Source organism: Protofrankia sp. Cj3, assembly GCF_917627355.1.
In the GTDB taxonomy this organism is placed as follows: Bacteria; Actinomycetota; Actinomycetes; order Frankiales; family Frankiaceae; genus Protofrankia.
In genome coordinates this window covers 1-13340 of sequence record NZ_CAKJTR010000017.1, presented here as the reverse complement: position 1 = coordinate 13340, position 13340 = coordinate 1, and the positions used below count along the sequence as shown (strand labels likewise).

Genomic DNA, 13340 nt, shown 5'->3' with positions numbered 1-13340 from the left:
CTGGCGGCGCAGCTCCTTGGGCAGATGGAACGAGATCGTCTCGGTACCGACCGAACGGACCGCGACCGTGGTCGGTCCAAGACCCGACAACGCCCTGCTCAGCTCGTCCACAAGAGTGGGAGGCGCGGACGCCCCCGCGGAGATGCCGATGGTGTCGGCACCGACCAACCAGCGCATGTCCACCTCACCGACGTCCCCGACGAGGCGGGCCGGCACCCCTTCACGTTCGGTGACATCGACCAGCCGGCGTGAGTTGGCGCTGTTCTGCGACCCGACCACCAGCACCAGATCGGCCTCGATGGCAACCCGCCGGATGGCGTTCTGCCGGTTCGATGTCGCATAGCAGATGTCCGCCGATCCCGGCCCGACCACGGACGGGAAACGGTCACGCAGCGCGTCGACCACTTCCTCAGCCTCATCCACCGCGAGCGTGGTCTGCATGAGATAGGTGACCCGTTCGGGGTCCTCGACCTCGAGCCTGGCGACGTCATCGGGTGACTCCACCAATGTGATTTTCCCGGGTGCCTCCCCGAGCGTGCCATCGACCTCCTCATGCCCGGAATGCCCGATAAGCAGGACGGTGTCCCCGCGCGCGGTGAACCTGCGAGCTTCCGCGTGGACCTTCTCAACCAGCGGACAGGTGGCGTCGATCACCGACAGGCTGCGATCGCCGGCCTGTTCCCAGACAGCGGGGGCGACTCCGTGCGCGGAGAAGACCACAGTCGCCCCGGCTGGAACCTCATCGAGCTCCTCGACAAAGATCGCACCGCGACGAGCAAGATCAGCTACCACGTGGCTGTTGTGGACGATCTGCTTACGCACGTAGACCGGCGCCCCGTGCATCTCCAGTGCCCGCTCGACCACCTCGATCGCCCGTTCGACGCCGGCACAGAACGCCCTGGGCTCGGCAAGCAGCACCTGACGTGATCCGACAGCCGCTGACCAGCGCCCCAGCACCGGTCCGAGAGTCATCATCGTCCGCAGTCCGGCGATCCCCCGGCGGGCCAGGTCAAAGCGTCCCAACGGCTGTTCGTCGGTGTCGACGATGACGCGGACGATCGCCAGCGGCACCCCGTTCGCCCCCGGCGCGATCTGCGCGGATTCCATGTCCACGGCGATCGCCCCGGTCGCCGCCAGCTCCGCGCGCGCGGTGCCGATCGCCAGCCGGGGCACCGACACGACCGGGCCGACATGGACGGTCAGGCCTGCCCGGCGCAGTTCACCAGCCAGCAGGGGGGCGGACGGGCAGCGCGCGCTCACCGAACCGTCGGAGGTGCGGACCTCGTCGGCCACCACGACGTCCCCCGGCTTGACCCCCGACGCGAGCCCACCGCCGAGACCGACCAGGGCCACCGCATCGGCCCGGGCCTCCCGGATGATCCGGATGGACCGGTTGGCCTGAGCGGGGCCCATTCCGGTCCGGATGAGGATCGTGCCCGCGGGCAGACCGGAGCGGGCCGCGGCCCAGGCCTCCAGCCGCAACGGCGCGGCCACGACCAGCCTCGGCCGGCGCCGGGCCGCCGCGGACAGGGCTGGTGCGCCAGCCTGGCCCAGCTCGGCCCCAGCCGAGGAGGACCCGGTTATCGACGATCTGGCCGTGATTGTCGACGTGGCGACGACCGGCGTGCCAGGGGTCACGGCGTCGGCCGCCTGGACGGCCGGTGCTGCCTGCGGTGCTGGCGCTGCCTGCGGTGTCCGGGATGCCGGGAGCGCCGACGGCTTGGATGCTTCGGCGGGACCCGCTGTCCGTGATGTGTCCGGTGCCGAGAAAGTCATGATGCGGACCCGCCACTCAGGTATCGGCCGAGCGCGGTCAGCGGGAAGCTCAGCCGATACAGATGGTAGTTGATCGAAAAATCTCCAGGGAACCCGGTGCCCGTGTAGTACGGCTCGTCCCAGGTTCCGTCCGGCCGCTGCGTGTCAACCAGCCAACGCACTCCCCGTTCGACCGCGGGAGCGGCCGGGGCGGCGGCGAGCAGCGCGAGCAGCGCCCACGCCGTCTGCGAAGCGGTTGGCTCACCACGGCCGATCCAGGCGTCATCGGTGTAGGAGCGTAGGTCCTCACCCCAGGCGCCGTCAGGTCTTTGATGCTCGATCAGCCACCGGACGGCCCGAGTGATCGCCGGATGGTCGGCGGACACCCCCGCGGCAATCAGGGCCGGCACGACCGCGCCGGTACCGTAGAGATGGTTGACGCCCCAGCGACCGAACCACGAACCGCCCGCTTCCTGGTTGGCCAGCAACCAGCTCACCGCCCGCTCGGTGATGGGATTGCGGGCCTGGCCGACCTCGACGAGCATTTCCACCATGTGCGCGGTCACATCCGCGGACGGTGGATCGATCACCTCACCGAAGTCGCAGAAGGGCAGCTTCGTAGGAAGCGTCCGGGTGTTGTCAGCGTCGAAGGCCCCCCATGCGCCGTCCGCCGAGCGCATCCCGATCGCCCAGTCCACACCGCGGCGTTCGGCTGCCCGCAGCCGGGCCGCGAGGGTGGGATCCACCGTTTCGATCCCACCGGCCCCAGTACCAGCGGCCTCGATCCCGCCGGTCCCGATCCCGCCGATCCCGCCGATACCGCTGTACGGCTGCAGCAGGCGGCGGATGGCCAGCACGACCTCGGCGGTGTCGTCGACGTCGGGGTACCCGTCGTTGTCGAACTCGAACGCCCAGCCACCGGGGGCCAACGCTGGACGCTTGACCGCCCAGTCGCCGGAAATGGTGACCTCCTCGTCCGCGAGCCAGCGGGCCGCGCGCACCATGGCCGGGTGGTCGGCGGCAAGACCCGCATCACGCAGAGCAACGACGGCGAGCGCGGTGTCCCACACCGGGGACTGGCAGCACTCCAGCCGGCGGACCATCCCCTCCGGCCTCCGCTCCCGGATTGTGTAACGCTCCAGGCCACGCAGCCCGGTCGCGATCACCGGATGGTTCATGGGGTAGCCGAGCATGGTCAGCGCCATGATCGAATAAATCCAGGGCGGCTGGATACCGCCCCAGCAGCCGTCGGCCTCCTGCCGGGCGATGATCCATTCGGCGGCTCGGCGCATCGCGTGCCGGCGGAGCAGCTTCAGCGGGCGGCGCTCGTACCGGTGCAGCAACGCGTCCATCCGCTGGAACGCGCCCGTCCAGGACCGCAGCGGTGCCAGCGGCCGCGCCGGGAACTCGACCTTGAGCTCGTCGATCCCGAAGCCGAGCGAGCGCTTGGGCCGGAACGTGCCGACGATGGCCAGCGGCACGATCGACTGCCGGGCCCAGCAGCCGAAGTCGTACAGGTTGAGCGGAAACCACGACGGCAGCAGCACGAGCTCGGGCGGCATGACCGGCAGGTCGTCCCAGGACCACTCGCCGAACATCGCCAGCCAGATCCGGGTGAACACCCGGGTGGCGGCGGGTCCGCCGTTCTCCCGGACGTACGCCGCGGCGGCCCGCATGTGCGGGGCATCCGGACTGTCCCCGGCAAGCCGCAGCGCGATGTAGCCCTCAAGGGTCGTGCTGAGGTCCGGCGGGCCACCGTAGTAGGTCGTCCAGGTGCCGTTCTCGGTCTGGCGCGAACGGATCCAGCGGGCGGTCTGCTCAAGCACATCAGGGGTGAGGATGTCGAGGAACACGCGGAATAGCAGGTCCTCCACCTCAATGGTGATGTTGGTCTCGAGCTCGCCTTTCCACCAGCCCTGGTCGGACTGCAACGACAGCAGGTGATCTCTGGCCCGGACGGCGGCTGCCGTCACCGTGTCGGAGAAGACCTGGGATTCCCGGTAGTCGGTGGTCGAGCTCATCAGCGGCTCCCGTCCACATGTCGGTCCCGGTGTGGTGTGAACTCCCGGTCCAGTACGAACAGCAGTGTCATAGCCAGATCACCGATCCCGTTCCGTTACAAAACGGGCGAGGGCGAGCAGTTCGGCTTCCACGAGCGACGGCAGGGCCAACGACGCCAGCAGTTCGGCGCACGCGTCAAGTTGGCGATCAGCCTCAGCCGTGGTCCAGTCACGGCCACCGGCGCGTTGAACCAGCTCGGCGGCACGGTGCAGGTCGCTTTCGGTCGGCTCTCCGGTGGCGGCGAGGAAGGCGCGCAGTTCGTCGGCTTCGGCGCCACCCGCCTCCAGGGCCACCACGACCGGGACCGACTTCTTGCGCGAGCGCAGATCCGACAGGACCGGCTTACCGGTCACCGCCGGGTCGCCCCAGATACCGAGCAGATCGTCCACCAGCTGGAAGGCTGTCCCCAGCCGCGATCCGAACTCGGCGAGACCATCGACGAGGCGGGCCGGAGCGCCGGCGAGCACCGCCCCGATCGCGGTCGAACAGGACAGTAGCGCGCCGGTCTTGCCGTCCTCCATCGTCAGCGTGTCCGCGACGGTGATGTCGTTGCGGGTTTCGAAATGCAGATCCTCGGCCTGGCCGCGGACAAGGTCCTGGACACCCGCCCCGAGCATCACCGCGGCACGGCGTCCGACCTCCCCGTCGACCTCCAGCAGCACCTGGGTAGCCAGCCCCAGCAAGGCGTCACCAGCGAGGATGGCGCCGTCGGCACCGAACACCGTCCAGGCTGTGGGGCGGTGCCGGCGCTCGGTGTCGCCGTCCATGAGGTCGTCGTGCAGCAGTGAGAAGTCATGGATGAGCTCGACGGCGACCGCGCCGGGAAGCCCGACCTCGACGGCGGCACCAGCCGCCTCAGCCGACAGCAACGCCAGCGCCGGACGCACCAGTTTGCCGCCGCTGCCCGCGAGCGGGTTACCTTCCGCGTCGATCCAGCCGCGGTGGTAGGCAACCACACGGCGCAGCCGAGGGTGCAGCCGGTCGACAGCGGCGCGCAGCGCCGGCACTGTCAGGGTCCGGCCCCGCTCGATCGCATCGGGAACCAAAGTGGTCATGCCGGGAATCCCCCTGTCGGTGCCGCCGCCGAAGGCGTGGTCGTGGTCGATGTCGATGTCGTGGTTGATGTCGTGGTCGGTACCGATGCCGTGGTCTGCGCCGATCGCACGGACGGTGCCGGAAGCGCTGTCGATGCTGACTGGCGGTCAGCATCGGGTGGGTCGCCCGGGCGGCCCGTCACCCCGGGGGTCGATGATCCTGATGGGGTAGAAGACGACGGTCCCTCGCCCGGGACGTTGGCCTCAGGCGTCCGGGAGGATTGTGACGTTTTGCACGGATCATCCGCTGACGCCCCGCATCCACCCATGCGCGTTGAAGCACCGCCAGCTGTTTCGACCACAGGCAGCAACCTGCGGGTCGAACCGGGCGACGGGGGGCCGGGCCGCCAGCCGCCGAGCGCCACCTTCGCGGCGGCGAGACCGCTGCGGACAGCGCCCTCCATAGTCGCGGGCCAGCCCGTGTCGGTCCACGCACCGGCGAGCGCGAGTCCCGGCAGCGCCGTGGCGGGACCGGGGCGCAGCGCATACGTGCCGGGCGCCTGGCGGAACGTTGCCGTGCGTTCGCGGGTCACGAACACCTCGATCGCCTCGGCGTTTCGCGCGGCCGGCAGCAACCGGCGCATCTCCTCGACGAAGATGGCGCGGATCTCAGCGGCCGGCCGGTCGATCCACTCATCGGCGGCCGACAGCGAGATCGCCAGATACTGCGCGCCCGCACGCGACGGGTGATCCGCTCCGGCCCCCGCGGCGGGCGGGGATGCCGCGATCCCGCTCGACGCGGTGCGGTCGAAGACCCACTGGACCGGGGATCCGACCACCGCGAGAAACGGGCACTCCAGCACTGTGCGGTCATAGATCATGTGGACGTTGACGATCGGCGCGGAGCCAAGATCGGCAAAACGGTCCTGGTTCTCGACCGCGCCCGCCGGCAGCAGGGCCGCGGCCGCCGGTGGAGGCACGGCAAGAATCACCGAGTCGGCATCGATCGGGCCGCTGTCGGTGACCACACGCCAACCGGACGCTGTTTTCGTCAGCTCACGGACCTTCACACCGGTCCGGACCTCCGCCCCGACATCAGCGAGCTCCGCCGCGGCGGCCTCGCCGTGCAGCCGCTGGAGGGGGACGTCGGCCCAGCCGATGTCCCCGGCGTCCGCCCGCTCAAGCAGACCGGTACGCACGACAGTGGCGGCCAGGCCCAGTGAGGCCGAATCCGCCGGGGCGTTGAGGGTGGCGACGGTCAGGAGCTCCCACAAAGCCTCGATGGTTGCCGGTGACTGTCTCTGGCCAGCCAGCCAGCTGCCGAACGAGGCGCCGTCGACCTCGGGCCGGCTCGGGTCGAGCCGGCCAAGCCGGTAGGCCGCGAGGGCCGCACGCAACCGTTGACCGATCGGGAACGCCCGGTATCCCAGCAGGGCCGGGGTCAGGTGCAACGGCGCCGGCCACGGGATGCGGGTGCGCCGTAGCCGGGCCCGCGCGCCCGACCTGGCGAGCAGCACCGGGACGTCCAGCCGATCCTGCAACGTGGTCAGGTGCACGACCCCGAGGCGACGCAGGAACGCCCGGTAGGCCGTGCAGCAGCGCATGAAGACGTGCTGGCCGGTGTCGACCCACATACCGTCCCGGGCGAACGAGGCGGTCGCCCCGCCCAGGCGCGGCCGTGCCTCCAGCACGGTCACGTCGGCCCCGGCGTCGGCGGCAACCAACGCCGCCGACAGGCCGGCCAGACCGCCCCCGACCACGACCAGCCGGTGCGTCCCGTGACCGGGTGCCGTGGCGGCAGCAGGCGGAGCCGGCGTCGGCTGGGGCGTCACGGACACGCTCATACGACCGACACCTCCGGACGGCCGGCCAGGCTGCGGGCGGCGACCACGGCTTTCTCCCATCCGGGCAGTGACAGCCGCTCCTGCAGGACGGGCGTCGGGTCCGTCCTGATCCGGCGGTTGAGCCGCAGGTAAATACCGGCCATCGCCCCACAGCATGCGGCGCTTCGACGGTCGAGCATGCCCAGGAGTTTCAGGCCCCGCGCGTACCAGTCGTCGGCGCGGCGCGCGCAGGTACGCAGATACTCGACAAGCGCGTCGGATGGACCGCCGAGCTGCCCGTTCGAGCCCACTGCGAGGGTGATACCGGCCTTGTCCAGCTCAGCCCGCGGCAGATAGACCCGGCCGATAATCAGATCCTCCCGGACATCTCGCAGAATGTTGGTCTGCTGCAGGGCTATCCCGAGTTCGTCGGCGACCGTGGCGGCGTTGGAGTTCGCCCGGGCCGCCTCAGTGCCGAAGATTCCCAGGGACAGCCGCCCGATGGTGCCGGCCACCCGCCGGCAGTATCCGACAAGATCATCAAAGGATTCGTAGGTGATCCCCTGCAGGTCCATCTCAACGCCGTCGATCAGCTCACGGAAGGCATCCACCGGGATGGGGAAACGCCGGCAGGCGTCGCTGAGCGCCACCAGGACCGGATCCGAGCTGGACGCGCCGAGACCCGCGATATCAGCACGGGCCGCTGCCAGGCGGACGATTTTCTCAGCCACGGGAAGATCACCGTCACCGATGTCGTCGAGCCTGCGGGCGAAGGCGTAGACCGCGGAAAGAGCCGCCCGTTTTTCCGCCGGGAGCAGCCGGATGCCATAGGAGAAGTTACGTGCGGCCGCCCGGGTGAGGCTTTCACAAGCGGCGTACGCCTCAACGACTGTAGGCGGTCGCAGGGGCCCATTGACGGTCATTCGCCACCTCCGTGCCCGCTGGGCTTCGCGATAGTCCCGCCGCCAGTGACCAGCGGAGGGAGCCCGAGTCGTGCCGCACGAGCGGCCCGGCGGGCGGACGGTGTCACCGAGGCGAGGGCCACGGTCATGCCATATCGTGCGATCCGCGCCTTCGGCGCGGTGGGAGCACCACCCAGGACGTCCCAGCGGGCCCGCACGATCGCGTCCAGCGCGGCGCGGCCACCGCCGACGAACCCCGCGAGAACAAGCCGCAGCCGGCCGTTCACCAGCCCGACCAGTGGAGTGCCTTCGTCGAGGATGCGGCGTGCGCGCCGGACCTGAAAAGCCATCAGGTCCTGGAACGCGGGCCCCGCGCCGGGGCGTGCCAGATCCTGTTCACGGACCCCGAAGCTGGCGAGATCCTCACGGGGCAGGTAGATCCGCCCAGCTGTGAAGTCCTCGGCCACGTCCTGACAGTGCTCGACGATCTGGAGCGCCGTGCAGACACGGTCCGACAGGGCGACCCGATCAGGCGTGTCGACACCGAAGATCCCCAGCACCATGCGACCGACCGGATCCGCGGACAGAGTGCAATAACGCAGCAGGTCGTCGAAGGTGTCATAACGGGTGACAAGCTGGTCCTGCCGGTTGGCCGCGACGAGCCGGTGAAACGGCTCGGGATCCAGGCCGCACTCCCGGACGGTCGGCACCAGCGCCCGGTTGACTGGGAGAGTCGGCGTTCCCGCCCAGATCCGTTCAAGATCTTCTTCTAGCGTATCGAGCAGGGCGAGCCGGTCGCCGCTCGCCTCGTCCCCGATGTCATCGACGAGCCGGGCGAATCCGTAGATGGCAAACAGGTGCTGCCGCTGCCGGGCCGGGAGAATCAGCGGAGACACCGTGAAGTTCTCGGCGGAAGCCGCCCTCAGCACATCCTGAGGCGAGGACGTGAGGGCCTCGCCGCCGGGCAGCGGCGCGCCGGATGTTCCCGTCGGCCCGCCTGGCGCTGGGCCGATCGTTGCGTCGCTAGCAGTCATGCGCCTCCCCCTCGTCAGCGGTTGGGCCTGGCGCGAACCGCCGGAGCAACCCGACGGTGCGCTCGAACAGGTCAACTTTCTAGATCCATCGGGTCTCCGGCGGTGCGGGAACAGCGACAGTCGTGCCGCCGCCGGCCGGCGGAACCATCAAGGCCACCAGCGGGGGAACGCCATCTGGCGCACACCCGCGGCGCTCGCTGGTCACCACCGCGAAGCCGTCCAGCCAGCGGTCCCACGCCGGTCGCGCGGCCGGTGGACGGGGTCCCGTCCAGGTGCCATGGGCGACCCACACCCAAACAACTTACGGTAGCGACCCACCTACCCGAAGACACTCGCCAGCCGCCGGTAGAGCGGCGGCGCGGCTCCGTTTACGCGGGCGGCAAGCGACAGCCAGCGGGGCACCCACACCTCGGCCTGTCCCCGTCCAGCCGCGAACAGCATGCGCTCGGCGACAAGGCGGGCTGGTTGAGGACGTGGCCACCTTCGGACGTACGGCGCTCCACGGCGGTGGAAGAAAGAGGTGTCAACCGCCCCGGGGAAGCACAGAGTAACCGAAACGCCCCGGCCAGAAACCTCGGAACGTAGCGCGTTCGCAAACCCGACCAGAGCCGCCTTGGTCGCCGAGTAGGCAACCTCACCACGGACGCCGAGAGCGCCGGCAATGCTGCCCACCAGAAGGATGCGCCCGTGCCCGCGTTCCAGCATGGCGGGAAGCACCGATCGGACGAGCGCCATCGGCGACAACAGGTTGATGGCCACCAGCTCGACGAGAGACTCGTGGGAAAGCTGGTCGTAGGGCCCCGCCGAGCCAAGGCCAGCCGCACAGACCAGTAGGTCCAGGTCACCGAGGAGATCCTCAGCACGGCGCGTTACCATGGACTCCGACCCTAGAACAGACAGGTCGACGGCAATTCGATGCCCCTCCGTCGATGCCGCGACCTCGTCAAGCGCCACGCCGTTACGGCCGACCAGCAGGACCTGACAGTTCATCGCGGCGAGGAGCAGCGCCGCCTCCCTGCCGATACCACTGCTGGCGCCAGTGACGATCGCGGTCTTGGGCGGCCACCCCCGGTTACCGCCGAAACGGGACGGCTCGGCGACAACGTGCAAACGGCTGTCCGGAACAGTGGGACGGGCCGGTGTGTGCACAACAAAACCCTCCGGTCGCGCGGTGGTCGCCTCCTCCCGGGATGGGAGACGGTCGCGGTCAGGCCTTCGGAACCTGGGTGTCGACAGCGCTGGCGACAAACGGTCGGCCACGTTCGGCCTAGCCCTATTTCATCGCCCCACGGCCGGAACGTCCATCGTCGGCTGGGCGACACCACGCCGAAAGCCCTGTCGGACCCGTCACGTCAACGACGGATCCACACTGCAAGCACTACATGGCATCCCATCGACATTCCCCCAAAATAGGATTGCCGACTTGTAGCTCTTCTCACATCGGAACGTCGATTTTGCATCACCGACACACTGCCGCCCTTGATGTGGCTAGCCGAATTCGATCATGTCACCTGGACGTGTGCCAGCGTTTCTAAAGGTACCCCCAGGCGCTTCGACTACCTCTGTGTAGACCGAGTCGGCCCGATAGATCTCGCAACGTTGTGAGTCGGCCTCGGAACACGGCATCATCTCACGAACCGTGACAACCCGCCCGTACCTGGCAAAGACAACGGACAGCGGCAACAGCGTCCGGTACATGTAAAAACCCGCCGAAGACTCACCGTTGAAGATGAAGAGCATCCCCGTTCCGGCAGGAAGTGACGTACGGCCCATAAGCCCCCGCGCCCGCGCCGCCGGCGTGTCCGCGATCTCCGTGACAAGGGTAACTGTGCCAACCCGCACCTTCGTGGTCACCGGCGGCCCGCCGCGCGCGCCCGAACCTTCCGTCGCGGCCAGACAGACAGCGGCTCCGGCAAGCGGTAAAGCGACCAGCAGAAGCACCTGACGTGACCAGAACACCATTCGGACGCTACTCCGCCGGCAGCACAAGGTCCCCCTTACCGGTCGATTTCGCGGGGCGCCCCGTTACGCCACGATCGCCATCAGCCATCCCTGAAAACTCAGCATCCGAGAGCCGCGAGCGCGGCCTCAACGACCTCCTGCCGAACGTCGTCAGGAACCAACGGCTGGTCAACTTTATCACCGGCCACCACCGCGCCGGCCGCCCCCAGGCTGCTCCCATTGCTGGGAGTGGACGCGGCACGGGCCAGCGCTCGTCGTGCCAGCGCGGTCCCGAGGATACCGGCCTGCACGCACCCCACGGCGCAACGCGCCCGCAGAATCCGTAACTCAGTGGGATCGGGCCCAGCAAGAGCGGCGACAATCGCATCCTGATGAGATGCAATGTCACCCTTGCCGATCTGTCGATGGATCACTGACGGATCGTTGACGAAGGCGAACAGCACAGCGCCCGGCCCGGCCATTGCCTCGACCAGACCCTCGATGATCGCCCGAGCCGAAGCCGGTGGATCAACGCGCGAGAGATCCCTCACATGACCGAACGCCTCTACGAACGGCTGGACCACTGCATCCAGAATCATGTCCTTGGACGCGAAGTGGTAGTAGAGAGCGGCTTTCGTCATACCAAGCCGCTCCGCAATGTCACGAATTGATGTCCCCGCGTAACCCTGTTCGTTGAAGAGCTGCACAGCGACAGCGAGAATCCGGTCGCGCGTGTCCCCCGTGCTAGCGCGCGGTACGCGGCCGGACATCGTCGCCCACACCCCTCTCACCGGGAGGTCGGTAGCGAAGAACCTATACCCTCGCCAAGCAGACCCATATTTACTGACCGATCGGTAAACTACCCCGATCGGCCGATCACCCTGACCCGTCCATCGGCCCAGACCGGGGGGAAACCCGTGGCATCGCTCGCGCGTTGGTGCTTCCGTCACCGCTGGATCGTCCTACTGTTGTGGTTCGCCGCCCTGCTCGGCTTCGGCGGGGCCGCCTACGCTGTCGGCACCGACTACAAGAACAACTTCTCGCTCCCCGGAACCGAGTCACAGCAGGCTATCGACCTGCTCAAACACGAGTTCCCCGCGGCATCCGGAGAGACCGCCAGCATCGTGCTGCACGCCCGCTCCGGCACCCTCTACAACCCCGTGCTCGAGGCGGACGCCGCCGCGATGCTCCAGCGGGTCGCCAGCCTCCCGCATGTCGTCGATGTGACGAGCCCATTCGAACCGCGGGGCGCGGAGCAGTTCACCAGGAGCGGAACAACGGCATTCGCCACGGTCGCGCTGGATGATCAGGCGGTTGACATCCCCCGCGACGACCTCAAAGCGATCATAGACACCGCCCGCGAGGCCGATGGCGGGGCACTCCAGGTGGAGCTGTCCGGCAGCGCGGTGTCCATTGTGGAGCAGCCCCAGCAGAACACGAGCGAGCTCCTCGGTGTCGTAGCTGCCGCGATCATCCTGTTCATCGCCTTCGGGACCCTGCTGGCGATGACGCTGCCCCTGGTAGCCGCGGTCATCGCCCTCGGCGTCGGGATGGCCTGCATCGGTCTGGTGTCACATGTGATGTCCATCGCCCAGTTCGGACCGACACTGGCAACCCTCATCGGTCTGGGCGTGGGCATCGACTACGCTCTGTTCATCGTCAACCGGCACCGGATCGGCCTGCGAGCGGGCAAGACGCCGGAGGAAGCAGCCGTCACGGCTATCAACACATCCGGGCGGGCTGTCCTGTTCGCGGGGCTCACCGTGTGCATCGCCCTGCTCGGTATGTACGCCCTCGGCGTGACGTTCCTCTACGGCGTCGCGGTCTCCGCGACCCTCACCGTGTCGTTGACCATGGCGACCGCGGTGACCCTGCTGCCAGCGCTGCTCAGCTTCTACGGCATGAAGGTGCTCGGGCGGGCCGAGCGCGTCAAGCTCACCCACAAAGGCCCGGAACCCGCGCGTCCGTCCGGATTCTGGTGGCGCTCGGCGCGTCGGATCGAACGGCGGCCGGCTATGTACGCGGCGGTGTCCGCCACCCTGATTCTGATTACCGCGCTGCCCTTCTTCGCCCTGCGGCTCGGTAGCGGGGATGAGGGCAACGGCTCTCCGTCGAGGACTTCCCGGCGCGCATATGATCTTCTTGCCAGTGGGTTCGGGCCCGGTTTCAACGGCCCGTTCACCCTGGTCGCCGCGATCCGTTCCCCCGCTGACACGGAGACTCTCGACACGGTGGTGACCGCGCTGCGCGCCGAGCCCGGGGTCGCGTTCGTCACGCCACCGCGGTCAAGCCCGAACGGACAGGCCTCGACAGTGGCGCTGTTCCCAATGACCAGCCCGCAGGACGCGCGGACGGCGGCCCTGCTCAAGCGCCTGCGCAACACGATCATCCCGCGGGTGACCGCGGGCAGCGCTCTGGACGTCAAGGTGGGTGGCGCGACCGCGACCTACCAGGATTTCTCCGACGTCCTGACGAGCAAGCTCCCGCTTTTCATCGGCGTGGTCGTGGCGCTGGCGTTCAGCCTGCTCGTAGCGGTGTTCCGTAGTGTCATCGTCCCGCTCACCGCATCCGTGATGAACCTGCTGGCTGTCGGTTCGGCGTTCGGCGTGATTGTCGCGATCTTCCAGTGGGGATGGCTGGCGGGCATTGTCGGCGTCAAGGGCGGTCCGATAGAACCGTTCCTGCCAGTGATGCTGTTCGCGATTCTCTTCGGCCTGTCCATGGACTACGAGGTCTTCCTGGTGAGCCGGATGCACGAGGAGTGGCTGGTCCGCCGGGACAACCGGATCG

The 13340-nt window shown here is 68.5% G+C and carries 10 protein-coding genes; 1 reads left to right on the top strand and 9 read right to left on the bottom strand.

Annotation, left to right across the window (positions count from 1 at the left end; genetic code table 11):
• The 9 genes from ispH to MJ783_RS03885 all read right to left on the bottom strand — a co-directional run.
• The coding region (gene ispH / locus MJ783_RS03925) for a 4-hydroxy-3-methylbut-2-enyl diphosphate reductase (protein WP_370651432.1) at positions 1–1638 on the bottom strand (1638 nt) is incomplete at its 3' end.
• A gap of 134 nt (positions 1639–1772) precedes the next feature.
• Positions 1773–3776 (bottom strand): terpene cyclase/mutase family protein, encoded by a 2004-nt coding sequence (locus MJ783_RS03920; protein WP_239308540.1) that lies wholly within the window; start codon positions 3774–3776, stop codon positions 1773–1775.
• Between the two features lie 78 nt (positions 3777–3854).
• The gene (locus tag MJ783_RS03915) at positions 3855–4871 is read right to left on the bottom strand and encodes a polyprenyl synthetase family protein (RefSeq protein WP_239308539.1); all 1017 of its coding nucleotides are present in this window, start codon (positions 4869–4871) and stop codon (positions 3855–3857) included.
• A complete protein-coding gene (gene hpnE / locus MJ783_RS03910) occupies positions 4868–6694 on the bottom strand; it encodes a hydroxysqualene dehydroxylase HpnE (RefSeq protein ID WP_255724099.1) in 1827 nt (608 codons plus the stop codon). Before hpnE ends, MJ783_RS03915 begins: the two co-directional genes overlap by 4 nt.
• Complete coding sequence (gene hpnD, locus MJ783_RS03905) at positions 6691–7596, bottom strand: presqualene diphosphate synthase HpnD (protein ID WP_239308538.1); 906 nt, start codon at positions 7594–7596, stop codon at positions 6691–6693. The genes hpnE and hpnD overlap by 4 nt, the downstream gene beginning before the upstream one ends.
• The gene (gene hpnC, locus MJ783_RS03900) at positions 7593–8609 is read right to left on the bottom strand and encodes a squalene synthase HpnC (protein ID WP_239308537.1); all 1017 of its coding nucleotides are present in this window, start codon (positions 8607–8609) and stop codon (positions 7593–7595) included. Before hpnC ends, hpnD begins: the two co-directional genes overlap by 4 nt.
• A gap of 318 nt (positions 8610–8927) precedes the next feature.
• Positions 8928–9758, bottom strand: coding sequence for an SDR family NAD(P)-dependent oxidoreductase (locus MJ783_RS03895; protein ID WP_370651431.1), 831 nt, complete (start codon positions 9756–9758; stop codon positions 8928–8930).
• 339 nt (positions 9759–10097) lie between these two features.
• Positions 10098–10571 (bottom strand): DUF192 domain-containing protein, encoded by a 474-nt coding sequence (locus MJ783_RS03890; RefSeq protein WP_239308536.1) that lies wholly within the window; start codon positions 10569–10571, stop codon positions 10098–10100.
• A 98-nt stretch (positions 10572–10669) separates the two neighbouring features.
• Positions 10670–11320, bottom strand: coding sequence for a TetR/AcrR family transcriptional regulator (locus MJ783_RS03885; protein WP_239381299.1), 651 nt, complete (start codon positions 11318–11320; stop codon positions 10670–10672).
• A 147-nt stretch (positions 11321–11467) separates the two neighbouring features.
• Between MJ783_RS03885 and MJ783_RS03875 the strand changes: the two genes are divergently transcribed.
• Positions 11468–13340 (top strand): MMPL family transporter (locus MJ783_RS03875; RefSeq protein WP_239308535.1); only part of this gene is annotated, 1873 nt, incomplete at its 3' end.